Origin of the sequence: Amycolatopsis sp. VS8301801F10, assembly GCF_046195355.1 — a bacterium.
Lineage (GTDB): Bacteria > Actinomycetota > Actinomycetes > Mycobacteriales > Pseudonocardiaceae > Amycolatopsis.
Map to the genome: position 1 here is coordinate 2,926,396 of NZ_CP176065.1, position 25,351 is coordinate 2,951,746.

The following is a 25,351-nucleotide window of genomic DNA, read 5'->3' on the forward strand; positions in this document are numbered from 1 at the left end:
CGCGTGTTGCGAAAACTGGGGATGGCGTTGGCTGCGGGCGTTCTGGTCGCCGGATGCGGAGCGGCCCCGGCCGGGACCGCGCCGTCGGCGGTCACCAGCGAGTATTCGCCGCCGCCGAGTACCTACAGCGCACCGGAAACGTCGGCGACGCTGACGACACCGCCGACGTCGTTCGCGCTCCCGGTGACCACGCAGCCGGTCGCACCGCTGGTCGCGCCGCCAACTACGGCGGCCAAACCCAAGACCGTCCCGCGGAGCACGACGCCGAAGGCCGACGTGCCGGACCAGGCCGCGCCGGATCCGGGTCCCGCCGAATGCGGCCCGACTACTACCGCAACTCCTCCGGAAACTGCGTCCACCGCCCCGACTCGAACCCCTCCGGGGCGACCGCCCAGTGCAACGACGGCACCTACAGCTACAGCCAGCACCGCTCCGGAACCTGCTCCCGCCACGGCGGCGTCAAGCAATGGCTTTGACCCAGCCCGGCATTGGGCCAAACGGACCACCCCGTTAAGTCGGATCCATCACGAACCCTCCGTTCCGCTCCTCCCGACCGGTAGCGTGCGAATCCGGTACGGCATACGGGACGGGGGACGTGGTGGCGCGGGCGGGTTCGGGGCCGATCATCGTGGTGCTCGCCTCGTGCGGGCTGGTCGCTTCGTTCATGCAGACGCTGGTCATCCCGTTGATCCCGGCGTTTCCGCGACTCCTGCACACCACGCCGACGGACGCGTCGTGGGTCGTTACCGTCACGCTGCTCGCCGCGGCGGTGTGTACGCCGGTCGCCGGGCGGCTCGGGGATCTTTACGGCAAGCGGCGCGTGCTGCTCATCAGTCTGGCGGTGCTGATCGCCGGATCCGTCGTCTCGGCGCTGACCAGTTCGCTCGCGCTGATGATCGTCGGCCGCGGGCTGCAGGGCTGTGCGATGGGCGTGATCCCGCTCGGCATCAGCATCATGCGCGACGAACTGCCGCCGGAACGCGTCAGCGGCGCGATTTCGCTGATGAGCGCGACGCTCGGGGTCGGCGGCGCGATCGGGTTGCCGGTCGCGGCGATCGTGGCCCAGCACGCGGACTGGCACGTCCTGTTCTGGGGCGCGGCCGGGCTCGGCCTCGGCTGTGCGCTGCTGATCCTGCGGTTCGTGCCGGAATCGCCGGTCCGCACGCCGGCGCCGTTCGATTTCCTCGGCACGCTCGGGTTGATCGTCGGCCTCACCAGCTTGTTGCTGCCGATCGTGAAGGGTGGCGAGTGGGGCTGGGGGAGTCCGCCGACGCTCGGGTTCGCCGCGACCGCCGTGGTCGTTCTCGCGGCTTGGGGCTGGTACCAGCTGCGTCGCCGGGACCCGCTGGTCGATCTGCGCGTCTCGGCGCGGCGGCCGGTGTTGTTCACGAACCTCGCGTCGGTTCTGGTCGGCTTCGCGATGTACGCGATGTCCTTGTCGTTCCCGCAGTTGCTGCAAGCGCCATCGGCGACCGGTTACGGGCTCGGGCTCAGCATGGTGGAAGCTGGGCTGTGCCTCGCGCCGAACGGCCTGGTCATGATGGCGCTGTCGCCGGTTTCCGCGCGGCTGACCAACCGCTACGGCGCGCGCGTCACGCTCATGACCGGGGCGATCGTGATCGCGGTCGGCTATGTCTTCGCGATTTTCCTGATGGCCAACGCGGTCGAGCTGATCATCGCGTCGGTGATCATCGGGGCCGGCGTCGGAATCGCGTACGCCGCGATGCCCGCGCTGATCATGAGCGCGGTGCCGGTCACCGAAACGGCGTCGGCGAACGGGCTCAACTCGCTCATGCGGTCCGTCGGCACCTCGACGTCCAGTGCCGTGATGGCCACGATGCTCGCCCACCTGACGATCACCGTCGGTTCGTTCACCGTGCCGTCGCTCGCCGGGTTCCGTGCCACGTTCGCGGTCGCCGCGGCCGCGGCGGTGGCCGGGCTGGCGTTGACCGCGGTGGTGCCGCGGTTCCGTGCCGCCAGCCCGGAACTCGCCCGGGTCTAGAGCAGCGGCGGAACGGCCGCGTCGATCAGGTGCGGCCCCGGCTCGGCGACCGCGCGCCGGAACTGCTCGGCCAGCTCCTCCGCGGTCGTCGCGCGGGTCGCCGGAACGCCCATGCCCTCGGCGATCTTCACGAAATCCAGGTCCGGACGGCCGATGTCCAGCAGGTCCTTCGCCTTCGGCCCGTCCCCGGACGCACCGACGCGCTGCAGTTCCATCCGCAGGATCGCGTACGCGTTGTTGTTGAGCACCACCGTGGTCACGTCGAGGTTCTCGCGCGCTTGCGTCCACAGCGCGGAGATCGTGTACATCGCGCTGCCGTCGGATTCGAGGTTGATCACCGGCCGTCGCGGAGCCGCGATCGCCGCGCCGACGGCCACCGGCATTCCGTAGCCGATCGCGCCGCCGGTCAGGGTCAGCACGTCGTGCCGCGGCGCGCCCGCCGTCGCGGCGGGAAGCAGGAGACCGGACGTGTTCGCCTCGTCCACGATGATCGCGTTCTCCGGCAGCATCGCGCCGATCACGTCGACCCAGTTCTGCACGGTGAGCGGGCCGCTCGGCAGCTCCGGCCGTCCGGCCTCCTGCAACACCGGTTCGGTGTCCGCGGCGACCAACGCGGCGACCGCTTCCAGCGCGGCCGGGACGTCCTGACCGACGGTCGCGAGGACGTGGACCTCCGCACCTTCCGGGGTCAGCTCGCTCGGCATGCCGGGGTAGGCGAAGAACGACACCGGGGCCTTCGTGCCCGCGACGATCAGGTGCTTGATGCCGTCCAGCTGGTACTTGGCCTGCTCGGCGAGATATCCCAGCCGTTCGATGTTCGGCAGGCCGGCACCGCGCTCCAGCCGCGCCGGGAAGGTCTCGGCGAGCGCCTTGACCCCGGTCGCGGCGGCGATCCGGCTGGTCGCGCGCAAACCGGCTTCGCGGCAAGCGGATCCGCCGATCAGCAACGCCGCCGGTTCGCCGCTGCGCAGTACGTCCGCGATCCGCTGCACGGTCGTCGCGTCGACCGTCTGCGGCACGCGCGGCGGAATCGGCTCGCAGGTTTCGCCGCCCTCGCCCCACGACGCGTCGGCGGGAAGGATCAGCGTCGCGACCCGGCCCGGTGCGTCCTGCGCCGCCGCGACCGCCGCCGCTGCGTCCGCGCCGACGTCCTTCGTGTGCCCGGACCGGCGCACCCAGCCTTCGAGCGAGCCCGCGATGGCGTCGATGTCCGACTCCAGCGGGGCGTCGTACTGCTTGTGATAGGTGGCGTGGTCGCCGATCACGTTGACCACCGGCGTGTGCGCGCGCCGCGCGTTGTGCAGGTTCGCCAGGCCATTCCCCAGCCCGGGGCCGAGGTGCAGCAGCGTCGCGGCGGGCTTGCCGGCGACCCGCGCGTACCCGTCCGCGGCCCCGGTCACGACGCCTTCGAACAGCGCGAGCACGCCGCGCATCTCCGGCACCGAATCGAGCGCGGCGACGAAGTGCATCTCCGACGTGCCGGGGTTGGAGAAGCACACGTCGACCCCGCTGTCGACGAGCGTGCGGATGAGGGACTGGGCGCCGTTGAGCGTGCTCACTGTGCTCACTTTCCGGTTTGCGCGAACAGAACGCCGGGGTTCAGGATCCCGGCCGGGTCGAAGCTTTCCTTGACGCGGCGCAGCAGGTCGAGCTTCGCCGGGTCCTCGAGTTTGGCGTAGTACTTGGTCTTGGTGCGGCCGAGGCCGTGCTCGCCGGAGATCGCGCCGCCCAGTTCGTAGGCGTAGCCGAAAATGTCGGTGAGCAGCTGCGAGCGCGTGTCCGGGTCCTTGCAGAAGATCGCCAGGTGGACGTTGCCGTCGCCGGCGTGCCCGCAGCCGATCGCGCCGCCGCCGGCGGCCATCGCCAGCTCGCGGGCTTTGGCCAGGAACTGCGGCATCGCGGTCCGCGGCACCACCACGTCGATCACGTCGTCCGCGCCCGCGGCTTTGGCGTTCCAGAAGGCTTTTTCGCGGGCCTCGATGAGCTTGCGGGCGGCACCGCCTTCGAGCACGTACGCGTCGATCGCGCCGAGTTCGACCAGCAGTTCGCCGAGCGATTCGACGTCCTCGCCGAGCCGGTCGGCCACCCGGTTTTCCAGCGCCACGGCCAGATACGCCTGGGTCCGGTCGCGGATTTCCGCCGGGACGCCCAGTTCGAGCTTGTCGTTGTAGACCATCGCGGCCATCGTCAGGTTGTCGATGTACTCGAGGATCTGCGGGGCGAGACCGCTCGCGGCGATCTTCGGCACCGCGGCCATGACCTGGTCGAAATCGTCGAACGGGGCCAGCACCGTCGCGCCGTGCGGCAGCCGGGGCTGCAGCTTCACGGTCACCTCGGTCACCAGCGCGAGCGTGCCCTCGGAGCCGATGATCAGCTGGGTGAGGTCGTAGCCGCTGGAAATCTTCGACATCCGGCCGCCGGTGCGGATGATCTCGCCGGTCGCGAGCACCGCCTGCAGGCCGGAGACGTTGCCGCGGGTGATGCCGTAGCGGATCGCGCGCATGCCGCCGGCGTTGGTGCCGACGGTGCCGCCGACGCTCGCGCTCAGCTCGCCGGGATAAACCGGGTAGGTGAGGCCGTGCTCGGCGGTCTTCGCGTCGAGTTCGGCCAGTGTGACACCCGGCTGGACCACGGCGACGTGGTTGCCGGTGTCGATTTCGAGCACCGAGTTCATCCGCTCGAACGAGACGAGCAGGCCGCCCTCGACCGGACGCGCCGCGGCGGACAGGCCGCTGCCGGATCCGCGCGCGGTCACCGGGATGCCCTCGGCGGCGGCGATCTTCACCAGTGCGGAGACTTCTTCGGCAGTGGCCGGCTTCGCGACGTACGCCGGTTTCTGGCCGGGCGTGCTGAGCGCCTCGTCGTGCGCGTAGTCGTCGGAAATCGCGTCACCGGTCAGCAGGTTTCCCGGTCCGACGGCACCTGCCAGCTGTGTTGCGATCTCGCTCATGCCACTCCCTCGTGCGCGCGTGCTTCGTGGCCGCAGCCTAGCCGTTCTGGTACGGGACTGGCCATGAATAGTTTTCACGTTAGCCGACGCGGGCACGAAAAAGGCCACGCCGCGCGCGTGGCCAGGAAGGGGGAGAACCCAAGCAGGGACCGGCCCGCGCCAACAGGCCGGCCCCTGGGTTAATCCTCGGTGCCGGTCAGACGAGCCAGCCGAGCACGTGCGCCAGGTGCGCGAGCAGACCCGAGATCAGGTCGTGGCCGTGGTGCGCGTGCTGGGTGAACATCTGCATTGAGGGGCTCCTTGTTCGGATTGTTCTTTCTTGGTGCTCTCGCGAGGAGCCAACGCAGATTTCCACCGCCGGACTCGCGGTGTCAAAACGCCGATTTCCCTGTGCTGGCAAGGGATCGGCGGCCGGGGAATCTTCCCATGTTAAACATGTAAGGCTTTCGGGTTTGCCGCCGGGGGTGCACTGTGGACTCTTCGCCACGGTTCGTAGCGAACCCCGGCTCCGCTCACCCTCGGTAGCAGAAGCGCGCTGCGGCAACCGGGCGGAGCCGCCCCTCGAACCGGTGAATGCGAAACCACGATTGGTGAGTTCCCGAGGTTCACACCGCCGGGTGATCATCAAGGCTGGATCCCTTGTCCGGCAGGGGATTCGGGGTCTCGACCATGATCGCGGAGGGTCAACCCAGCTTCACTCTGGAGAGACAATCTGGCCCGATCGGGCAGCGAAAAGGGCCGGTCCCTCCGCGGTGGAGGAACCGGCCCTGGAGCGACTGTCAGTCAGCGCGGGCGAACGACAGCGTCTCGCCTTCCACGCCCCGCAGCCACAGGTCTTGCGCGGCCGCGGCCATCTCGGACAGGCCTTCCTCGATCGTGGCGAACACGTTGCCGGGGACCCAGCCCGCGTCGCCGTTGATCAGAAGGTTGTTGCGGCCGTAGAAAATCGCGAGATCCGTGGCACCCTGGTCGCTGTGCGCCTCGCTGCCCTCGTCGTAGCCGTACGCCGGGTTGCCGATTTCCCAGGCCTCGAATCCGAAGTAGACCACGTCGCCGGGAATCGGGGTGATGGTCGGGTTCTCGCGGCCCGGTTTGGGTTCGGCGAAGGGCGGCACGAGCGTGTAGACCTCGTTGCGCGCGTACTTCGCGTGGTAGGCCGAGCCGCTCTGCGGCAGCGCGTCCCACACGGCCTTGCAGGTACGCGGTGCTTCGTCGTCGAGCAGCCGGGCACGGCAGCTGACGCCGCGCTTGTCGAGGCTGATGGTGATGTAGCGCGCCATGCCTCAGCTCCCCGTGACCGACGTGACGACCTCGCCCCAGATGCGCAGGGCGTCGTCGACCTGTTCCGCGTTGACGACCAGCGGCGGCACCATGCGCACGACGTTCGAGTACGCGCCGCAGGTGAGCAGCAGCAGTCCGCTCTTCGCCGCCGCCTGCTGCGCGGCCTGCGCGGTGGCGGTGTCGGGTTCGCCGTCTGCCGTGGTGAACTCTGTGCCCACGAGAAGCCCGAGACCGCGTACGTCGCCGATGGCCGGCGTCTTGTCCGCGATGACGCGCGCGCCTTCGAGGAGCTGACGGCCGCGCTCCGCGGCGTTCTCGACCAAGCCTTCGTCCTTGATGACGTCGAGGGTCGCGATCGCCGCCGCGCACGACACCGCGTTGCCGCCGTACGTGCCGCCTTGCGAACCCGGGTACGCCTTCGCCATCAGCTCTTCCGAAGCGGCGATGCCGGACAGCGGGAAGCCGCTGGCGAGGCCCTTCGCGATCAGCACGACGTCCGGGCGGACGTCGAAGTGGTCGTGGCCCCAGAACTTGCCGGTGCGGCCGAACCCGGCCTGCACCTCGTCGAGCACCAGCAGGATCCCGTGCCGGTCGGCGCGCTCGCGCAGCCCGGCCATGAACTCGGTGTTGGCCGGGACGTAGCCGCCCTCGCCGAGCACCGGCTCGATGAAGAACGCGGCGGTCTCGCTCGGCGCGGAGACGGTCTGGAAGAGATAGTCCAGCTCGCGCAGGGCGAACTTCGTCGCCGTCTGCTCGTCCCAGCCGTAGTGGTAGGCGTACGGGAACGGTGCGACGTGCACGCCGGACATCAGCGGCGAGATGCCCGCGCTGAACCGCGTGCCGGAGGTGGTCATGGTCGCGGCGGCGACCGTGCGGCCGTGGAAACCGCCCTGGAACACGATCACGTTCGGCCGCTTCGTCGCCTGCCGGGCCAGCCGCAGCGCGGCCTCGACGGCCTCGCTGCCGGAGTTCGCGTAGAAGAGCGAATCGAGCCCGGACGGCAGCACGTCGCCGAGCTTGCGGGTCAGTTCGAGCAGCGGCTGGTGCATCACCGTCGTGTACTGGCCGTGCACGAGCTTGCCGATCTGCTCGCGCGCGGCCTCGACCACGCGGGGGTGGCAGTGCCCGGTGCTGGTCACCCCGATGCCCGCGGTGAAGTCGAGGTGACGTTTCCCGTCGACGTCGTAGAGGTAAACCCCTTCACCGTGGTCGACGACGACGGGCGTTGCCTGCTTGAGCAGCGGGGAAAGCTGGGCCATGCGGCGCCCTCCTGGGTGCGGGTGGAGACGGTTGTCGATTGTTGACAATATCCATAGCATGAGTTCGGGACAACAGGAACAGGAGCGAGCTGGATGAGCGGGATCACCGAGAACGGCGTCGTGGGCGCGGTCGGCAAGGAACTCTTCATCGGCGGCAAGTGGGTCTCCGCGCGCAGCGGCAAGACCTTCGACGTGCAGGACCCCTCCACCGGCGAGGTGCTGTGCCAGGTCGCGGACGCCGGGCCGGAAGACGGTCTCGCGGCGCTCGACGCGGCGGTCGCGGCGCAGTCCGGCTGGGCCGCGGTCGCGCCCCGGGAGCGCGGCGAGATCCTGCGCCGGGCCTACGACAAGCTCATCGAGCGCCGCGACGAGCTGGCGTTGCTGATGACCCTGGAAATGGGCAAGCCGCTGGCCGAGGCCGCCGGGGAAATCACGTACGCCGCCGAGTTTTTCCGCTGGTTCGCCGAGGAGGCGGTGCGGATCGACGGCGGCTACGCGGTGGCCCCCAACGGCAACGGCCGGTTCCTGATCACCCGCCAGCCGGTGGGTCCGACGCTGCTGATCACGCCGTGGAACTTCCCGATGGCGATGGGCACGCGCAAGATCGGCCCGGCCGTCGCCGCGGGCTGCACGATGGTGATCAAGCCGGCCGCGCAGACGCCGCTGTCGATGCTCGCGCTCGCCCAGATCCTCGCCGACGCCGGGCTGCCCGAGGGCGTGCTGAACGTCGTCACCACCAAGGACGCGGGCGGCGTGATGGAGCCGCTGATCCGCGACGGACGCGCGCGCAAGCTGTCCTTCACCGGCTCGACCGGGGTCGGGCGCAAGCTGCTGGAGCAGTGCGCGGAGAAGGTGCTGCGCACGTCGATGGAGCTGGGCGGCAACGCGCCGTTCGTCGTGTTCGACGACGCGGACCTGGACGCCGCGGTCGAGGGCGCGATGCAGGCGAAGATGCGCAACATCGGCGAGGCGTGCACCGCGGCCAACCGGTTCTACGTGCAGCGCGGCGTGGCCGAGGAGTTCTCCCGCCGGCTCACTGAGCGGATGCAGGCGCTGCCGATGGGCCGGGGCACCGAGGAGGGCGTCGTGGTCGGCCCGCTCATCGACGAGGCCGCCGTCAAGAAGGTGACCGAGCTGGTCAAGGACGCCACGGACAAGGGCGCGCGGGTCCTCACCGGCGGTTCGCGGGTCGACGGCCCGGGGCACTTCTACCCGGCGACCGTGCTCACCGACGTGCCGGTGGACGCCCGGCTGGCCAGGGAGGAAATCTTCGGCCCGGTCGCGCCGATCACGCCGTTCGACACCGAGGACGAGGCGGTCGAGAAGGCCAACGACACCGAATTCGGCCTGGTGTCCTACCTGTTCACCAGCGACCTGAAGCGCGCGCTGCGGGTGTCGGAACGCTTGGAGGCCGGGATGATCGGCCTCAACCAGGGCATCGTGTCCAACCCGGCGGCCCCGTTCGGCGGCGTCAAGCAGTCCGGGCTCGGCCGCGAGGGCGGCACGGTCGGCATCGACGAGTTCCTGGAGACCAAGTACATCGCGGTGAGCCTGTGACACACCGGATTGCCAGCATCCCGGGCGACGGAATCGGGGTCGACGTCACGATCGAAGCGCGCCGGGTCCTCGACGCGGCCGCGGACAAATACGGTTTCTCCTTGGAGTGGACCGAATTCGACTGGAGCTGCGAGCGGTACACGAAGACCGGCGCGATGATGCCGGAAGACGGCGTCGAGCAGCTGTCGGGTTTCGACGGCATCCTGCTCGGCGCGGTCGGCTTCCCCGGCGTCGCGGACCACGTTTCCTTGTGGGGCCTGCTGATCCCGTTGCGGCGGGCGTTTCAGCAGTACGTCAACCTGCGGCCGGTCCGGCTGCTGCCGGGGACGTCCTCGGTGCTGGCCGGGCGGAAGGCCGACGAGCTGGAAATGGTGATCGTCCGGGAGAACTCCGAGGGCGAGTACTCCGAAATCGGCGGACGGCACAACGCCGGGCGGCCGGACGAGTTCGTGCTGCAGGAATCGGTGTTCACGCGGGTCGGGGTGGAACGGATCATCCGGTACGCCTTCGAACTCGCGCGCACCCGCTCCCGGCACGTCACCTCGGCGACCAAATCCAACGGGCTGATCCACTCGATGCCGTACTGGGACGAGATTTTCGCCGAGGTCGCGGCCCAGCACCCGGACGTGCGCGCGGAACAGTGCCATGTGGACGCTCTCGCCGCGCGGATGGTGCAGGCCCCGGACCGGCTCGACGTGGTGGTGGCGTCGAACCTGTTCGGCGACATCCTGAGCGACCTCGCGGCCGCGATCACCGGCGGACTGGGCATGGCTCCGTCCGGAAACATCAACCCATCGGGTGAGTTTCCGTCGATGTTCGAGGCGGTCCACGGCAGTGCCCCGGACATCGCCGGACAGGGCATCGCGAACCCGGTCGCGCAGATCCTCGCCGCCGCGATGCTGCTCGACCACCTCGGGGAAACCGTTGCCGCACAAGCGATCCGCGCCTCGGTCGACGAGGTGCTGACCGCGGGCGAAACGCTCACCCCCGACCTCGGCGGAACCTCTACCACAACCGCGCTCGGCGCCGCGGTGGCCGCTTCGCTCCGCTGATTTTTCGTCGGTGCCGCGCGGTTGACTCTTCCCTGACCCGCCGACGGGTCCCCGAGGGGAGGAGGGCGCGATGTGCCAGAGGTGCGAGGAACCGGACAGACCGGAGGAGCAGTACCTGATCGAGGTGCTCGACGAGATCAGGGAGCACGGCTGGTGCGTCCAGGGCGTGCTGGGAACGGGTTCCCGGCCGCCCTGGGCGTACACCGCGGGCCTGACCGTGCAGGGCTTGCCCGAGCTGGTGGTCACCGGATTGCTGCCGCACCACGCGGTGCGGCTGCTCAACGCCGCGGCCGAACAGTCGCTGCGCACCGGACCGCCGGTGCCCGGCGAACAGTGGTTGCTGCCCCGGTTGCCGCGGCTGGAAATCGTCCAGGTCAGCGTTCCCGCGGCGCATCTGCATATCGCGGTGTGCTGTTACGGCGCGGGAATCGAAGCGAGACAGCTGGTGTACGCCGACTCCGCGGGCTGGTTCCCGTGGTCTCCGCGGTACAACTCCGGCCGCGGCGGACAGCCGGTGCTGGGGGTGCGGCATGGTTGAGTTTCCCTTGCCGCGCCAGGGTTTTCTTCGTTTGCCACCGGTAGGATCGGAGCATGCCCGAACTGCTGGCCCCCACCGTCCGCCTGCACCGCGCCTGGCTGGAAGCACACCGCGAGTGGGGTCCGGGCTTGCACGAGGACGGCTTCGGCCTTTCGGCGGCGGACCAGGTCGATTCGCCGGCCGGCTTCGCCGCCTGGGTCGGCTCGTTGGCCGCAGACCATGCTGTCCACCGCTGGCTGGTCGAAGACGGACGGGTGCTCGGCGGAATCGCGTTGCGCACTGGACCGGCCGAGTACGTCCGCTGGGCTGGGCACCTTGGCTTCGGCCTCCGTCCGTCCGCGCGCGGCCGTGGTCTCGCTTCCTGGGCGCTGCGCGAAATGCTGCCCGAAGCGCGGCGGCTGGGCTTGTCTCGCGTGCTCTTGGTGTGCGAGGGGGAGAATCTGGCGTCCGCCAAGACGATCGAACGCGCTGGCGGGGTGCTGGAGGAAGTTCGCCAGACCGGCCATGGGCTGGTGCGGCGATACTGGATCACGGTGGACCCGGCGGCGGCCTGAGCTGTTCAGCCGGCGCTCTCCGTCGCCGCGATGGCCTCCCGAAGCGTGCGCCGCGCCTGCGCGATGTCCTCCGCCCGGCGGTCGAGTTCGCCCAGCGCTCCCGGACAAGCGGCCGCTTCCTGGGCTTCCGCTCAGTCCGCCTGGACGTGTCCGCGGGCCAGCTCGTCGCCGGAATCGACCACGCCGCCCGGGTTTTCCCCGGAATCGGCGAACTGACCTCGCCTCCCGGCACCGCCGCGCGGATCGAGCCAGTGCTGCGAGCGGCCACTGACCACAGTGGACTCCCGATGGTCGTGCACGGCTCCGCCGCCGTACGGCGACCCAGTTTTGTCCCGCACGACGATCGAACGCGTGACCCAGCCCGGAGAAGTACGAGACCGGGTCCTGGGCGGCACGATGGCGGAGGTGCTGGGGCTATGACCTCCGCCCACGGCAGGCACCGGAGCGCGACCTCACTCCGCGGCCGCCGCCCGGTCCTTCAAGCTCCGGCCCGGAAGCAACCGGCTGATCGCGTCCTCCATGTGCGCGTCCAGCAACTGCAGCGCGGTCTCCTCGTCGCCCGAGCGCAGGGCTTCGATGATCCGCGTGTGCTCCTCCACCCGGTCCTCCACGCCCTGGTACGTGCTCTGCAGCAACGTCAGGCACATCCGCGTCTCGATCAGCAGCGTCCGGGCCATGCGCACCAGCCGCTTGCTGCCCGACGCGTTGATCAGCGCCTCGTGGAAGCGCAGATCAGCCTCGGACAGCGCGGCCGGATCGTCCGCGGCCGCCGCCATGTCGGCCACGTTCTGTTCCAGCGTGGTGGCCACCGCCTCGCGGTCGCCGCGGAAAGCGCACAGCAGGGCCGCCCGTTCGACCGCCGAGCGGGCGAGGTAGATGTCGAAGACGTCCGCCGGTTCGAGGTCGATCACGAACAGGCCCCGGTGGCGTTCGCTGCGCAGCAAACCCTCGGACACGAGATGCTGCATCGCCTCGCGCAGCGGGCCGCGCGAGACCTGGAAGCGGGCGGCCAGATCGGTTTCGCCGAGCTGGGTTCCCGGGGGCAGGGCTCCGGTCATGATCGCGTCGCGCAGCTGGCGCGCGATCACGGCGGCGGTCGATTCCCGGCTCACCGGTTCTATGTCAGGCAGTGCGACCACGGGTCAGCCCCTCGTCCGGAACAACGCGCCCAGCGAACGCACCAGCCGGGTCTCGCCGGTCAGCCGCAGGCCTTCCCACACGGTCACCTGGTTGGCGGTCAGCACCGGCTTGCCGAGCTTCGCCTCGATGTCGGTGATCTCGCCGAGCGTGCGCATCGCGGTGTCCGGCACCAGGACCGCGTCGGCGTCCGGGTGGTCGTGGCTGACCGCCAGATCGACCACGGCCTCGGGCGTGAGCTGGCCGACCTCGGCGGCGGTGTCGATGTCGGCGCTCGACATCGAGAGCACCTCGACGCCGCCCGCGGCGAGGAAGTCCACGAACAGCCGCGCGACGTCGTCGGGGTAGCTCGCGGCCACCGCGACTCGTTGCACGCCAAGGGCTTTTGCCGCGTGCACGAAGGCGAACGAGGTGCTCGAAGCCGGGACCCCAGCGGCCTTGGCGAGCTGGTCGGCCTGGTTGCGCGCGCCGTCCCAGCCGTACACGAAGCTGCCGGACGTGCAAGCCCACACCACCGCTTCCGGCTGGTGCTTGGCGAGCAGCCGGGCGCCTTCGGCGAGCCGGGTTTCGCTGCCAAGGTCGAGCAGTTCGGGCACGGCGTGCAGGTCGGTGCCGTAGATGTGCGCGACCGGCAGGCTGATGGCTCCGGCGGCGGAATCGGAGCCGCCGAGAAGCTGTTCCGCGAGCGGGTAGTCGTCCTCGGCCGCGTGGTCGGGGTAGATGAAGCCGATCGTGGTCACGAAACCTCCGGGATGCGCAGATTGTCGACAATATTAGCGGGAGCGGTCAAGACACCTCCCGGAGCCAGTGGCCGGGTCCCACGACGGGCAGCCGCATCCGGCGCAGGCAGGCCCACATGGTCAGCTGGTTGGCGGTCAGCACGGGTTTGCCGAGCGCCTTCTCCAGCGGTTCGATCAGGTCGAACGTGGGGAGGTTGGTGCAGCTGACGAAGATCGCCTCGGCTTCGCGGTGGTCCGCGGCCAGGATCCGCTCGGCGATGGTGCGGTAGCTGACCTTCCAGATGCCGCCGCCCAGTCCGAGATGGTCGCTGGACACGGTGGTCACGCCGACCTCGGCGAGGAAATCGTGGAGTTTGCCGGTGAGGTCGGCGTCGTACGGCGTGAGCACCGAGACCCGGCGCAGGTCGAGCTGGTGCAGCACCTCGACGAGGGCGCCGGAGGTGGTGACCGCGTCCGGCGCGCCCGCGTCGCAGATCGCCTTGGTGAGGGAGCGTTCGTAGTCGATGCCGTTCACGAAGCTGCCCGAGGTGCACAGGTACGCGACCACCTCGGGCTCCACGTGCAGCACGTCGCGCGTGGCCGTGGCGAGGTGCCGGCTGTCGCTCACCAGCTGGGCCATCTCCATGCTCACCGGGACCGGTTCGTAGGGGGTGCGGGCCAGGTGCAGCGACACCTCCATCGGCACCCAGCGCCACAGTTCGCGCTCGAGCGCGAGGTCGAACGGCGCGATCACGCCGATGCCGCGCTGGGCGAGCGGGCCCTCGAACGCGAGGAAGTCCAGATCCAAGGTTCAGCCTCCGGAATACGCTGTGCCGATGCCCGTCCGGTGCTCCGGGGGTGGTCCTCGGATTGTTGACAATCATACGAGCCACTTTTACCGTGTCAATCGTGAACGCCCCGGAAACTCCCGTCCTGGCCGTGCTCTGCGGGGCGGCCCAACCACCGGACATGGCCGCTATCGAAGAGGCGGCGGTAGTTCGTTACACCGACGAGCGCGGCCTCGCCGCTGCGCTGGCCGGAGCCGACGCGTTGTTCGTCTACGATTTCCTCTCCACCGCGGTCCCGGCGGCGTGGAAATCGGCGGACCGGCTGCAGTGGCTGCACATCGCGAGCGCCGGCGTCGATCCGGTGCTGTTCCCGGGGCTGCGCGAGAGCGACGTCGTGCTCACGAACTCGCGCGGCGTGTTCGACGACGCCATCGCCGAGTACGTGCTCGGCGTCGTGCTGGCGTTCGCCAAGGACTTCGCGCGGTCGCTCGACCTGCAGCGCGCCGGCACGTGGCAGCACCGCGAGACCGAGCGGATCGCCGGGCGGGAGGTGCTGGTGGTCGGCACCGGGCCGATCGGAAGGGCCATCGCGCGGATGCTGCGCGCGGCCGGGATGCGGGTGTCCGGGGCGGGCCGCCGCGCCCGGGCCGGGGATCCGGATTTCGGCGTCGTGCGCGAATCCGCCGAGCTGACGCGGTATCTGCCCGAGTTCGACTACGTCGTCGCGGTCGCGCCGCTCACCGACCAGACCAAGGGCATGTTCGACGCCGCCGCGTTCGCCGCGATGAAGCCGTCCGCGCGGTTCGTCAACGTGGGCCGCGGCGAGCTGGTGGTCACTTCCGACCTGATCGCCGCGCTGCGGGCCGGGGAGATCGCCGGCGCCGCGCTCGACGTCTTCGAAACCGAGCCGCTGCCCGCCGAAAGTCCACTGTGGACCATGCCGGACGTCCTGCTGTCCCCGCACATGTCGGGCGACTTCCTGGGCTGGCGGCGGACGCTGGTCGAGGTGTTCGAGGGGAACTTCCGGCGCTGGCTCGCCGGCGAACCGCTGTGGAACGTCGTGGACAAACGGCTCGGCTACGTGCCGTCCGAATCGCAGGGAGGCGCCGGATGGGCGACCGGGAACTGACCGCCAGCGAACTCGTCGCCGCCTACGCCACCGGCGAGCTGTCGCCGGTCGAGGCGACGAAGGCGGCCCTGCAGAACATCGAGGACCGCGACGGCGAGGTCAACGCCTACTGCCTCGTCGACGCCGAGCGGGCGCTCGACCAGGCGAAAGCGGCCGAGGCCCGGTGGCGCGACGGGAATCCGATCGGCGCGCTCGACGGCGTGCCGGCGTCGATCAAGGACATCTTCCTCACCCAGGGCTGGCCGACGCTGCGCGGTTCCACGAGCATCCCGGTCGACCAGCCGTGGGACGTCGACAGCCCGGTGATGGCGCGGATGCGCGAGGCGGGCCTGGTCGTGCTCGGCAAGACGACCACGCCGGAGATCGCGTGGAAGGGCGTCACCGACAGCGCGCTCGCGGGCATCACGCGCAATCCGGTGAACCCGCGGATGACGGCGGGCGGGTCCAGCGGCGGCAGCGCGGCCGCGGTCGCGGCGGGGATGGGCGAGCTGTCCGTCGGCACCGACGGCGGCGGCTCGATCCGGATTCCCGCGTCGTTCTGCGGAATCGTCGGCATGAAGCCGACGCATGGCCGGGTCCCGCTGTTCCCGGCGAGCCCGTTCGGCCCGCTCGCGCACGCCGGGCCGATGGCGCGCAGCGTGGACGACACGGCGTTGCTGCTGGACGTCCTCGCGCTGCCGGACCACCGCGACCCGACCGGGCTCGCGCCGCCGGTCAGCGCGTACCGCGAGGCAGTGCGGCGCGACGTGCGCGGGCTGATCGCCGCGTACTCGCCGTCGCTCGGTTTCGTCGACGTGGACCCGGAAGTCGCGGCGATCGTCCAGTCGGCGGTGCAGTCGCTGGCCGACGCCGGGCTGCAGGTGGAGCAGGCCGACCCCGGATTCGCCGACCCGAAGGACGCGTTCGACGTGCTGTGGTCGGCGGGCGCGGCGAAATCGCTCGACGCGTTCCCGCCGGGCAGCGAACCGCGGGTCGACCCGGGCCTGCGGCGCGTGTGGGAACGCGGCCACACCTACTCCGCGAGCGATTACCTCGACGCCACCGCGGAGCGCGCCGCGCTCGGCATCCTGATGGGCGAGTTCCACACCCGCTACGACGTGCTGCTGACGCCGACCGTCCCGATCCCGCCGTTCGAGGCGGGCCACGACGTGCCGCCGGGCAGCGGGATGACCGAATGGCCGGAGTGGACGCCGTTCACCTACCCGTTCAACATGACGCAGCAGCCGGCGATCAGCGTCCCGGCCGGGCGCACCGAAGCGGGCCTTCCGGTGGGCCTGCAGATCGTCGGCCCCCGGCATTCGGACGATCTGGTGCTGGCGGTCGCGAAGCTGCTGGAGGAGGTCCGGCCCTGGGCCGCGCCGTGAGGTACGGCCCGCGGAGCTTCCACGTCGACCCGGCGGAGGCGAAGGCGAAGCCCGACCGCGGCCTCGTGCGCACTCGGATGGAGCCGTTCAACGGCGACGACGAGCTGGTGTTCAGCGCGAGCGCGGTCAGCTTCCGGTCGGTACGGCCGGAGCCGCCGGCCGGTTCGTGAGTTTCCGGACCTCGCGGCTGCACAGCGCGAGCCCGGTCGCGACCAGGCTCAGCATTCCGCACGTGACCAGCACCGGCTCGCGGCCGAAGTGCTGCACGAGGGGACCCGCCGCGATCTGCCCGAGCGGCATCGCGGCGATCGACCCCAGGATGTCGTAGGAGTACACGCGCGCGAGCCGGTCGGGCGGGATGTGTTCCTGCAGCGAAACGTCCCACGCGACGCTGAACTGCTCCATCGCCAGCCCGGCCGCCAGCATCGCGATCAGCACCGGGACGAACGACGGCCACCAGCCGAGCGTCAGCACCGGCAGCGCGTCCAACGCCACCAGGGCGACCCCGAGGAACAGGGCGTGCCGCGGTTGCCAATGCGCCGCGACGATCCCGCCCAGCAGCGCGCCCGCGGTCTGCGTCGCCAGCGCCAGGCCCCAGCCGGACCGGCCGAAGGTCTCGTCCGCGACGACCGGCCCGATGACCGAGAGCGCGCCGAATCCGGCGGCGTTGACGACCGCGAACTGCGCCACCACTGCCCACACCCAGGTGCGGGACCGGAATTCGTGCCATCCGGCGACCAGATCGGCGATCGGCCTGCTGCCCGGCGTTCGTTCGCCGCTCGGCAGCCGGACCGCGTGATAGGCGAGCGCGGCGGCGAAGAACAGCAGCGAGTTCACCGCCAGCGCCCAGCCGGATCCGGCCGCCGCCACCACGACCCCGGCGACTCCCGCCCCGGCGATGCGGACGCCGTTGATCAGCAGCCCCAGCAACGCGTTCGACGGAGCCAGCAGCTCCCTCGGCACGGTCTGCGGGGTGATCGCGCCCGCGGCGGGCATCGACATCGCCGAGACCGCCCCGTTGACCACGCTCAGCGAGACGAGGAACGGAAGCGTGGAGAATCCACAAAGGACACTCACGGCGATCAGCGCCTGGCTGAGCCCGGCCGCGGTCTCGGTGCCCTGCAGGATCACCGCGCGCGGCAGCCGGTCCGCGAGCACCCCGCCGAAAAGCAGCAGGAGCACGTTCGCCAGCGACCGGGCCCCGACGACCAGCCCGAGATCGACCGCCGACCCGGTGCGGTCGAGCACCGCGAACGCGAGGGCGACCGGAGCGACCGAATTGCCGAAGGCACCAAGCGTCCGGCCGGCGGCGAGGGCGCGGAAACTGCGGTGCCGCAACGGCTCCAGGAAGCGCACCGGCTGAGTTTCCCGCGACTGTCAACCGAATAATCAGCACGTGGGAGCATTCGCGCCGGGCAGACGGCGATGCTGTGCTCGGTTCATGCGGACGACGACCCTTGGCCGCAGCGGCCTCGAAGTGTCCCGGATCGCCTTCGGCACCGGCGGGTTCGGCGGGCAGTGGGGCAGTTTCGACGAGGACACCGCGATCGCTGCGATCCGGCGCGCGCACGAACTGGGCATCACCCTTTTCGACACCGCACGTGCTTACGGCACCGCCGAATCTCTCCTGGGCAAAGCGTTGCGCAGCGAGCTGGACTATCGCCGCGACAGCGTCGTCATCGCGACAAAGGGCGGGACTCATCCTGGTTCCGCCCGCATCCGCGATTCCCGCCGAGCGTGGCTCGCCCAAGGGGTGGACGAGAGCCTGCGCGCGCTCGGCGTCGACCATCTCGACCTGTACCAGATCCATTGGCCCGATCCGCGGACGCCGGCGGCCGAGGTCGCCGGAACGCTGCAAGAGTTCGTGGACGTGGGCAAGGTGCGTCACGTCGGGGTCTCGAACTACGACTCCGCGCAGCTCAGCGCAGTGCACGAGACGGTGGAAACCGTGCAGGTGCCGTATCACCTCTTCCGCCGCGGCGCGGAAACCGACCCGCTCCCGTACGCCCGTGTGCACGACCTCGGCGTGCTTGCCTACAGCGCGCTCGGCAGCGGTCTGCTCACCGGCTCGTTGAGCGCGTCGACGGTCTTCGACGCCTCGGACTGGCGGTCGCGCTCGTCCGCTTTCCGCGGAGAATCCTTGCGGCACAACCTGAAGATCGTCGACCAGCTCTCCGCTTTCGCCAGCGAACGAGGCGCGACAGTGAGCCAGCTGGCCATCGCGTGGACGCTGGCGAAGGTCGACGTCGCCATCGTCGGCGCCCGCCGCCCGGCCAGCATCGAAAAGAGCGCGACCGACTTCCAGCTCACTCCGGCCGACCTCGCCGAGATCAACCGGATCGTCGCGGACGCCGTGCCGGTCGGCGGAGCCAGCCCGGAGGGCATCGACTGACCTAGACCCGGGTCGCGAATTCCAGCTCGGCCAGCGCCGTGTCGAGGTGCGTCAGGATCCGCTGCAGGTGCGGGACACTGCGCCGGCATCCGGTGACGCCGAAGTCGAGATTGTCTCCGTTGCTGGTCAGCGTGATGTTCAGGGCCTGCCCGTCGAGCAGCACCGACGCCGGGTAGATGCCGTCGAGCGCCGCGCCGTTCCAGTACATCTGCTTGCGCGGGCCGGGCACGTTCGAGATCACCAGGTTGAACGGCGGCCGGGTGTTGCCGACGAAACCGGGGATCGGCGACGCGCCCAGCTGGGCCACGTTGAGCCCGGACAGCAGCAGCGTCTGCAGCGGCGACAGCTGCGAGAACAGCTTCTTTCCGTTCGACATCGACTCGGAGATCGCGGCCAGCCGCTGTGCCGGGTCGGTCAGGTCGGTGGCCAGGTTGCACAGCAGCGCGCCGATGTTGTTGCCGGTGGCGTCGCCGGAGTCGCGGCGGCGCAGCGACACCGGGACCATCGCGACCAGCGGCGCGTCCGGCAGCGCGCTCTGTTCGATCAGGTAGTCGCGCAGCGCGCCGGAGCACATCGCGAGCACGACGTCGTTGCGGGACACGCCGGCGGCGGTCGCGACCTCGCGCACCCGGTCGAGCGGCCAGGACTGCGCGGCGAACCGGCGCGCACCGCCGATCGGCACGTTCAGCATCGTCTTCGGCGCCTGCATCGGCAGCGTGAGCCGGTGCTCGCGGAACGCCTCGCGCGCCACCTTCGCCGCGGCCGGCGCGATCCCCGCCACCTGCTCGAACGTCTTGCCCACCAGGGCGAACGGCGACTTGGCCGCGCGGCCGTCGTGGTTCGCGGCGGGCTTGTCGCGCGAACCCCACGGAGGCGGGCAGTCCAGGTCAGCCGGGTCGTCGGACAGCGTGCCTTGCAGATGGCGCAACGCCGAAACGCCGTCCATCAGCGCGTGGTGGATCTTCGAATACACCGCGAACCGGCCGTCGCGCAGTCCTTCGACGAGGTGCGTTTCCCACAGCGGCCGGTGCCGGTCGAGCAGTGTGCTGTGCCAGCGCGAGGTGAGTTCGAGCAGTTCACGGATGCGGCCTGGCTGCGGCAGCGCGGAATGCCGGAAGTGGTAGTCGAGTTCCAGGTCGGTGTCCCGCGACCAGCGCACGTGCCCGACGGTGTTCACCGGACGGCTCGGCCGCATCCGGAACACGCTGCGCATGTTGTCCGATTCCAGCAGCGAGCGGCGCAGATCGCGCAGATAGTCCTCGCCGGCGCCCTCGGGTTTGCGGAACAGCTGAAGCCCGCCGACGTGCATCGGGTGCTCGCGGGTCTCGACCATCAGGAACATCGAGTCGGTCACCGGCATCAACGGCATTGCGCCACCCCTTCCCGCCGCGCCGGGGGACCTCGGCGTCCCCGGCACCCGGAGTGTACGCACGAAAAAGGCGGTGCTTCAGATCTCGCGGCCAGCCGGGGGACAACCGGGCCGCGCGGCGGTGACAAACCCTGTCCGGTGACGTGTCTGCAGCTGCTTACGGGAGGCGGATACCATCGCTGGCGTGGCAGGACGGACTGGAGCTCAGCAGCTGGGGGACGCGCTCACGGCTCTCGGGACCGAGGTGGTGTTCGGCCTGCCGGGGGTCCACAACCTGCCGCTGTGGGAGGCGTTGGCGGACACCGGGATCCGGCTCGTCAACGTCCGGCACGAACAGACCGCGGGCTACGCGGCCGACGGTTATGCGCGCAGGACGGGAAAACTCGGCGTCGCGCTCGTGACCACCGGCCCCGGCGCGGCGAACACGCTCGGCGCGGTCGGCGAAGCGATGGCATCCGCGGCTCCGGTGCTCGTGATCGCCACGGACATTCCGTCGACGCTGCGCCGTCCGGGTGTCGTGCGCGGCGTATTGCACGAAACCTCCGACCAGCAGGCGATGTTCGCGCCGGTGACCAAGGCCGGGTTCACGGTGCACCGCGCGGACCAGATCGCCGCGACGCTGCACCGGGCCGCCCGGCTCGCCCTGATGCCGCAAAGCGGTCCGGTGTATTTGGGCATTCCGACCGATTTCCTCCGCGAGACCACGCCGCCGCGCGAACCGCCCGCCCCGCCCGCCGAACGCGTGCTCGACCTGCCGGACCTGCCGCGCGCGGCGGAGCTGCTGGCGTCCGCGCGCCGTCCGCTGATCTGGGCGGGCGGCGGTGCGCTGCGGGCGGAAGCCGGGGAAGCGATCGGGCAGCTCGCGCAGCGGCTGGCCGCGCCGGTGCTGACCACGTTCGGCGCGCGCGGCCTGCTTCCGCTCGATCATCCTTGCCTGGCCCCGAATCCGGTGCACGCGCCGGAGGTCGGGCAGCTGTGGGACGAGGCCGACGTGGTGCTCGCGATCGGCACCGATTTCGACGGCCTGATGACGCAGAACTGGCAGATGCCCGCGCCGCCGAAGCTGATCGCGATCAACGTCGACGCGGGCGACGCGGCGAAGAACTACCGGCCGGACGTCACCCTGGTCGGCGACGCCCGCCGCGTCGTCGAATCCCTGCACCCGGAAACGCGGTCCGGCCTGGACGAGCTGACCGCGCGGCTGGCCGGGATCGGCCGCCGGGTGCGCAGGCGCATCCGGGACGAGGAGCCGCAGGCCGCCGACTTTCTGTCCACTTTGGAAGAAGTGCTCCCGGCGGACGGGACGATCGTCGCCGACATGTGCGTCGCCGGGTACTGGATCGGCGGCTTCCACCGGGTTCGCGCGCCGCGGCGGCTGGCGTACCCGATGGGCTGGGGCACGCTCGGCTACGGCTTCCCGGCGTCGCTCGGCGCGGGCGCGGCAGCCGAGGCGGCAGGCGGCGGGCGTGTCCTGTGCGTCACCGGCGACGGCGGTTTCCTTTACGCGGTAGGGGATTTGGCGACGCTGGCCGAGGAACAGCTGCCGGTGACGGTCGTGGTGGTGGACGACGGCGGCTACGGCATGCTGCGCTACGACCAGGACCAGGAAGGCCTGCCGCGCCGCGGAGTCGACTGGGACAGCCCGGATTTCGTCGGACTGGCCCGCTCGTTCGGCGTGCACGCGGACCGGGTGTCCGGCTTCGGCCGCGCGTTTCGCCGGCTGCTGAGCGAATTCGTCGAATCGGACGAGCCGAACGTGCTGGTGGTGCGCGCGAAGCTCAAGCCGCCGCTGAACACTTCGCCGCGGTGGTACCGCAAACCGCGCGGCTGAGCCGAACCCTCCCGGACGCTGGCTGATTCCCCTCGCGGCCGTCCGCACCCAGCGACACCTTTCCACGTTGGCGCCGCCCTGGCCTTGCTCATGTCAGGTTCCTGACATACAGTGGTTGATGTCAGGAACCTGACACCGAGCAAAGGAGCAGCACCATGCCCGCCGTCGGCCCCGATTTCCTCTCGCTCCAGGCACGCGATCTGGACGCGTCACAGGCGTTCTACGAGCGCTACCTCGGCCTCGTCCGCTCGCCCGCAGGACCTCCGCACGCCGTCGTCTTCGAAACGAAGCCGATCGCCTTCGCCCTCCGCGAGGTCGTTCCCGGCACCGATCTCGCCTCCGTCGCCCAGCCGGGCCTCGGTGCCGCGATCTGGCTGCTCGCCACCGACGTCCAGGCAATTCACGACGCGCTCGTCGCCGACGGGCACCGCATCGTCTCCGCGCCCATCGACGGTCCCTTCGGCCGCACGTTCACCTTCGCCGACCCCGACGGCTACCACGTCACCCTCCACGACCGTGGCTGAGGCGAGCACCCTGGTTTTCGGACCGCTCGGCCGGCAGGTCTCGCCCGCGCTGGTCGCGCGGGGCCGGAACCCGGAAACGATCACCGCGGCGGGCCGGAACCCAGCGCGTCTCGCGGAACTCGCTTCCGCCGGATTCCGGACCGCGTCCGTGGACCTGTCGGATTCCGCTCTCTCCCGGCTCATCGGCAGGCCGACGCCCGGCCTGCTCGAAGGGTTGACGGCACCGTGAACAGTCAGCGGTTCTGGATCAACACCGTCACTCTGGACCACGTGGAAGCCGCCGCCGAGGGCGGCTTCACCCAGGCGGAGCACGGTGCGGGCAAACGTCTTCGGCAGCCGCGTCCGGGCGATGAGATGATTTTCTACTCGCCGCGCACCAGTTTGTCGGGCGGTAAACCGGTCCGGCAGTTTACCGCGTGGGCCACCATCACCGGCGAAAAGCCTTACCAGGCCTACGTTACCGACGATTTCCGGCCATGGCGGCTCGCGGCTTCCTTTCATGACTGCGCACGGGTGGACGCCAAACCGCTCGTCGGCCAGTTGTCGTTCATCGCCGATCCCGCGCATTGGGGTCTGCCGTTCCGCCGCGGCTTGTTTCCCATTCCTCAGCGGGATTTCGCGACGATCCTCGCGCGGATGACCGGGTGAAGGTCAGCTGCGATGCGAATCCGCTTCCCAGCTGAGGAACGCGTCCAGCGTTGCTGACCGGTGCGCCCGCGCGCAGTGCTCGATCCATTCGGCACCGGAACCGGCGCGGATCAGGTCCAGCAGCTGGTCGTGTTCGGCGACCGACGCGAGTGCTCGGGCGGGCACGAACGAGAACGTCGAATCGCGGATCGCGGCCAGCTGCGCCCAGCCCTTTTTGACCAGGTCGACCAGGGTGGGGTTGGGGCAGCGGGTGTAGAGCACCTCGTGGAACTCGTGGTTGAGCCGGGTGAACTCGACCGGTTCGAGCTGGTCGAGACCGGCGCGCATGCGGTTGTTGAGTTCGGCCGCCTCGGCGAGGTCGTCGGCGGTCAGGTGCGGCGCGGCGAGCGCGGTCGCCGCGCTTTCCACGATCGCGAGCATCTGCATCGTGTGCTCGTAGCCGACCGGGTCGATCGCCGCGACGGTCGCGCCCACGTTGCGCTCGAAGTGCACCAGCCCCTCGGCCTGCAGCAGCCGGACGGCTTCCCGCACCGGGACCGTGCTCACGTCGAATTCCTTCGCCAGCGAACCGAGGACCAGCCGGTGCCCGGCCGGGTACTCGCCCGCGGTGATCCGGGATTTCAGCACCTGATAGGTGTGCTGGCTCTTACTGAGCCCGGCCTGCTCGTGCGTTGTGGACATCCCTGTCGCCTCCCCTTCGCAACCCGCCGGGGCGGGGTGTCCAGGCCACGGTAACCGGTCCGTTCGTTGCGCTAAATAATATACTATCCAGCGGACGCGTCCGCTGCGTGGAAATCGCACGTACGCTGTCAGTTCCGACCACTGTAGACAAACGGCCTGGTCAGTTACCGCATTGAGGCTTGTCGGGATGGCGACTGATTATATACGATCTGCCACGGCCTGAAGCACTGTCAGCAGGGGAGGCGCGATGCCGCGCACGACCGGGATCAGCAGAGAACACCGCCGCGTCGTGCTGGCGGCGATGGTCGGCACGACTATCGAATGGTTCGACTTCTTCATCTACGCGATCTGCGCCGGACTGGTCTTCGCGACGCAGTATTTCGCGGTGCTCGGCAAGGACGCGTTGATCGTGTCGTTCGCGACGATCGGCATCAGCTTCTTCTTCCGCCCGGTCGGCGCGGTGATCGCCGGGCATCTCGGCGACCGCCTCGGCAGGCGCGCGATGCTGATCCTCACCCTGCTGCTGATGGGGATTTCGACGGTGCTGATCGGCCTGGTGCCGAACACCGCGTCGATCGGCGTGTGGGCCCCGATCATCCTGGTGCTGCTGCGCATCGTGCAGGGGCTTTCCGCGGGCGGCGAATGGGGCGGCGCGGCACTGCTCGCGGTCGAGCACGCGCCCGCCCAGCGGCGCGGGCTGTACGGCGCGTTCCCGCAGATCGGCGTCCCGATCGGGCTGCTGCTGGCCAACGGCGTTCTCGCGCTGGTCACCGCGCTCACCTCGCCGGAACAGTTCCTGGCCTGGGGCTGGCGGATCCCGTTCCTGCTCAGCGTGGTGCTGATCGTGGCCGGACTGATGATCCGGTCGCGGGTCGCGGAAAGCCCGGTGTTCGAGGAGGTCCGCGAGAAGAAGGCACGATCGAGCATGCCGCTGGTGCAGTTGTTCCGGCACCACTGGAAGCTTGTCATCGCGGGCGCGCTGCTGTTCGCGGCCAACAACGCCGTCGGCTACATGACCACCGGCGGATACGTGCAGTCGTACGCGACCAAATCACTGCACCTGGACCGTTCGACGGTGCTGATCGCGGTGATGATCTCCGCCGTCGCCTGGCTGCTGAGCACGCTCGTCGGCGGCTGGCTCGCCGACCGGATCGGCCGCGTGCGCACCTACCAGGTCGGGTTCGTGCTGCAGCTGGTCTGGATGTTCCCGTTCTTCGCCCTGGTCAACACGGGAAGCGTCGGACTGCTTGTGCTCTCGCTGGTGTTGTTCTCGGTCGGGCTCGGGTTCACCTACGGCCCGCAGTCGGCGCTGTACGCGGAGATGTACCCGACGACGGTCCGCTACAGCGGCGCGGCGATCTCGTACGCGATCGGCGCGGTGCTCGGCGGGGCGTTCGCGCCGACCATCGCCGAAACTCTGCAGACCAACACCGGCACCGTCTACGCGGTCGGCGGCTACCTCGCCGTGATGACCGTGATCGGCCTGGTCACCAGCTTCTTCGTCAAGGACCGGAAGGGCGCGTCGCTCAGTTCCGCGCCCGCGAACGCATCGGCAACCACCGTCGAAAACGTCTGA

Annotated in this window: 26 protein-coding genes; 14 read left to right on the forward strand and 12 right to left on the reverse strand. The window is 70.0% G+C overall.

Annotated elements, in window-relative coordinates; translation table 11 throughout:
• Positions 1-122 precede the first annotated feature (122 nt).
• Positions 123-359 (reverse strand): hypothetical protein, encoded by a 237-nt coding sequence (locus F9C11_RS14085; RefSeq protein WP_409187105.1) that lies wholly within the window; start codon positions 357-359, stop codon positions 123-125.
• Between F9C11_RS14085 and F9C11_RS14090 the strand changes: the two genes are divergently transcribed.
• Both F9C11_RS14090 and F9C11_RS14095 read left to right on the forward strand, forming a co-directional pair.
• The gene (locus tag F9C11_RS14090; protein ID WP_409185306.1) at positions 315-476 is read left to right on the forward strand and encodes a DUF3761 domain-containing protein; all 162 of its coding nucleotides are present in this window, start codon (positions 315-317) and stop codon (positions 474-476) included. The two genes, F9C11_RS14085 and F9C11_RS14090, sit on opposite strands and share 45 nt — an antisense overlap.
• A gap of 122 nt (positions 477-598) precedes the next feature.
• Positions 599-2,002 (forward strand): MFS transporter, encoded by a 1,404-nt coding sequence (locus F9C11_RS14095; protein WP_409186905.1) that lies wholly within the window; start codon positions 599-601, stop codon positions 2,000-2,002.
• Here the strand turns inward: F9C11_RS14095 and F9C11_RS14100 are convergent.
• The 4 genes from F9C11_RS14100 to F9C11_RS14115 all read right to left on the reverse strand — a co-directional run bounded on the left by F9C11_RS14100 (position 1,999) and on the right by F9C11_RS14115 (position 7,492).
• On the reverse strand, positions 1,999-3,561 hold the full coding sequence (locus tag F9C11_RS14100) for an acetolactate synthase large subunit (protein ID WP_409185307.1): 1,563 nt from the start codon (positions 3,559-3,561) through the stop codon (positions 1,999-2,001). The genes F9C11_RS14095 and F9C11_RS14100 overlap by 4 nt on opposite strands.
• Before the next feature lie 5 nt (positions 3,562-3,566).
• A complete protein-coding gene (locus F9C11_RS14105; protein ID WP_409185308.1) occupies positions 3,567-4,952 on the reverse strand; it encodes an FAD-binding oxidoreductase in 1,386 nt (461 codons plus the stop codon).
• A gap of 779 nt (positions 4,953-5,731) precedes the next feature.
• On the reverse strand, positions 5,732-6,232 hold the full coding sequence (locus F9C11_RS14110; RefSeq protein ID WP_409185309.1) for a DUF3830 family protein: 501 nt from the start codon (positions 6,230-6,232) through the stop codon (positions 5,732-5,734).
• Between the two features lie 3 nt (positions 6,233-6,235).
• Positions 6,236-7,492, reverse strand: coding sequence for an aspartate aminotransferase family protein (locus tag F9C11_RS14115; protein ID WP_409185310.1), 1,257 nt, complete (start codon positions 7,490-7,492; stop codon positions 6,236-6,238).
• A gap of 93 nt (positions 7,493-7,585) precedes the next feature.
• On the opposite strand from F9C11_RS14115, the gene F9C11_RS14120 reads away from it, so the two are divergent.
• The 4 genes from F9C11_RS14120 (at position 7,586) to F9C11_RS14135 (ending at position 11,193) form a co-directional block, all read left to right on the forward strand.
• On the forward strand, positions 7,586-9,049 hold the full coding sequence (locus F9C11_RS14120) for an NAD-dependent succinate-semialdehyde dehydrogenase (protein ID WP_409185311.1): 1,464 nt from the start codon (positions 7,586-7,588) through the stop codon (positions 9,047-9,049).
• Positions 9,046-10,101 (forward strand): tartrate dehydrogenase, encoded by a 1,056-nt coding sequence (locus F9C11_RS14125; protein ID WP_409185312.1) that lies wholly within the window; start codon positions 9,046-9,048, stop codon positions 10,099-10,101. Before F9C11_RS14120 ends, F9C11_RS14125 begins: the two co-directional genes overlap by 4 nt.
• A 70-nt stretch (positions 10,102-10,171) precedes the next feature.
• Complete coding sequence (locus F9C11_RS14130) at positions 10,172-10,639, forward strand: DUF4262 domain-containing protein (RefSeq protein ID WP_409185313.1); 468 nt, start codon at positions 10,172-10,174, stop codon at positions 10,637-10,639.
• A gap of 53 nt (positions 10,640-10,692) precedes the next feature.
• Positions 10,693-11,193, forward strand: coding sequence for a GNAT family N-acetyltransferase (locus F9C11_RS14135; protein WP_409185314.1), 501 nt, complete (start codon positions 10,693-10,695; stop codon positions 11,191-11,193).
• A 131-nt stretch (positions 11,194-11,324) separates the two neighbouring features.
• Here F9C11_RS14135 and F9C11_RS14140 read toward each other — a convergent pair whose 3' ends face one another.
• The 4 genes from F9C11_RS14140 to F9C11_RS14155 form a co-directional block, all read right to left on the reverse strand.
• A complete protein-coding gene (locus F9C11_RS14140; protein ID WP_409185315.1) occupies positions 11,325-11,531 on the reverse strand; it encodes a hypothetical protein in 207 nt (68 codons plus the stop codon).
• A gap of 114 nt (positions 11,532-11,645) precedes the next feature.
• Positions 11,646-12,332 (reverse strand): GntR family transcriptional regulator, encoded by a 687-nt coding sequence (locus F9C11_RS14145; protein WP_409185316.1) that lies wholly within the window; start codon positions 12,330-12,332, stop codon positions 11,646-11,648.
• A 3-nt stretch (positions 12,333-12,335) separates the two neighbouring features.
• A complete protein-coding gene (locus tag F9C11_RS14150; RefSeq protein WP_409185317.1) occupies positions 12,336-13,070 on the reverse strand; it encodes a maleate cis-trans isomerase in 735 nt (244 codons plus the stop codon).
• 46 nt (positions 13,071-13,116) lie between these two features.
• Positions 13,117-13,857: an Asp/Glu/hydantoin racemase gene (locus F9C11_RS14155; protein WP_409185318.1), complete on the reverse strand. Its 741-nt coding sequence runs from the start codon at positions 13,855-13,857 to the stop codon at positions 13,117-13,119.
• A 161-nt stretch (positions 13,858-14,018) separates the two neighbouring features.
• Between F9C11_RS14155 and F9C11_RS14160 the strand changes: the two genes are divergently transcribed.
• The gene (locus F9C11_RS14160) at positions 14,019-14,966 is read left to right on the forward strand and encodes a D-2-hydroxyacid dehydrogenase (protein ID WP_409186906.1); all 948 of its coding nucleotides are present in this window, start codon (positions 14,019-14,021) and stop codon (positions 14,964-14,966) included.
• Positions 14,948-16,330, forward strand: coding sequence for an amidase (locus tag F9C11_RS14165; protein WP_409185319.1), 1,383 nt, complete (start codon positions 14,948-14,950; stop codon positions 16,328-16,330). Before F9C11_RS14160 ends, F9C11_RS14165 begins: the two co-directional genes overlap by 19 nt.
• A 126-nt stretch (positions 16,331-16,456) precedes the next feature.
• Here the strand turns inward: F9C11_RS14165 and F9C11_RS14170 are convergent, their stop codons facing one another.
• Entirely contained in the window at positions 16,457-17,686 is a 1,230-nt protein-coding gene (locus tag F9C11_RS14170; RefSeq protein WP_409185320.1) for an MFS transporter, read from the reverse strand.
• 85 nt (positions 17,687-17,771) lie between these two features.
• Here F9C11_RS14170 and F9C11_RS14175 point away from each other — a divergent pair, with 85 nt between their 5' ends.
• Positions 17,772-18,722: an aldo/keto reductase gene (locus F9C11_RS14175; RefSeq protein WP_409185321.1), complete on the forward strand. Its 951-nt coding sequence runs from the start codon at positions 17,772-17,774 to the stop codon at positions 18,720-18,722.
• A 1-nt stretch (position 18,723) separates the two neighbouring features.
• On the opposite strand, the gene F9C11_RS14180 is transcribed toward F9C11_RS14175, so the two are convergent.
• Positions 18,724-20,091: a WS/DGAT/MGAT family O-acyltransferase gene (locus F9C11_RS14180; RefSeq protein ID WP_409185322.1), complete on the reverse strand. Its 1,368-nt coding sequence runs from the start codon at positions 20,089-20,091 to the stop codon at positions 18,724-18,726.
• Positions 20,092-20,275: 184 nt separating this feature from the next.
• On the opposite strand from F9C11_RS14180, the gene F9C11_RS14185 reads away from it, so the two are divergent.
• The 4 genes from F9C11_RS14185 to F9C11_RS14200 all read left to right on the forward strand — a co-directional run bounded on the left by F9C11_RS14185 (position 20,276) and on the right by F9C11_RS14200 (position 23,094).
• Entirely contained in the window at positions 20,276-21,922 is a 1,647-nt protein-coding gene (locus tag F9C11_RS14185; protein WP_409185323.1) for a thiamine pyrophosphate-binding protein, read from the forward strand.
• Between the two features lie 155 nt (positions 21,923-22,077).
• Positions 22,078-22,446 (forward strand): VOC family protein, encoded by a 369-nt coding sequence (locus F9C11_RS14190; RefSeq protein WP_409185324.1) that lies wholly within the window; start codon positions 22,078-22,080, stop codon positions 22,444-22,446.
• Positions 22,439-22,675 (forward strand): hypothetical protein, encoded by a 237-nt coding sequence (locus F9C11_RS14195; protein WP_409185325.1) that lies wholly within the window; start codon positions 22,439-22,441, stop codon positions 22,673-22,675. Before F9C11_RS14190 ends, F9C11_RS14195 begins: the two co-directional genes overlap by 8 nt.
• The gene (locus tag F9C11_RS14200) at positions 22,672-23,094 is read left to right on the forward strand and encodes an EVE domain-containing protein (RefSeq protein WP_409185326.1); all 423 of its coding nucleotides are present in this window, start codon (positions 22,672-22,674) and stop codon (positions 23,092-23,094) included. Before F9C11_RS14195 ends, F9C11_RS14200 begins: the two co-directional genes overlap by 4 nt.
• A 3-nt stretch (positions 23,095-23,097) precedes the next feature.
• Here F9C11_RS14200 and F9C11_RS14205 read toward each other — a convergent pair whose 3' ends face one another.
• The gene (locus F9C11_RS14205; protein ID WP_409185327.1) at positions 23,098-23,775 is read right to left on the reverse strand and encodes a GntR family transcriptional regulator; all 678 of its coding nucleotides are present in this window, start codon (positions 23,773-23,775) and stop codon (positions 23,098-23,100) included.
• 247 nt (positions 23,776-24,022) lie between these two features.
• Between F9C11_RS14205 and F9C11_RS14210 the strand changes: the two genes are divergently transcribed.
• Positions 24,023-25,351, forward strand: a complete 1,329-nt coding sequence (locus tag F9C11_RS14210; protein ID WP_409185328.1) for an MFS transporter — start codon at positions 24,023-24,025, stop codon at positions 25,349-25,351.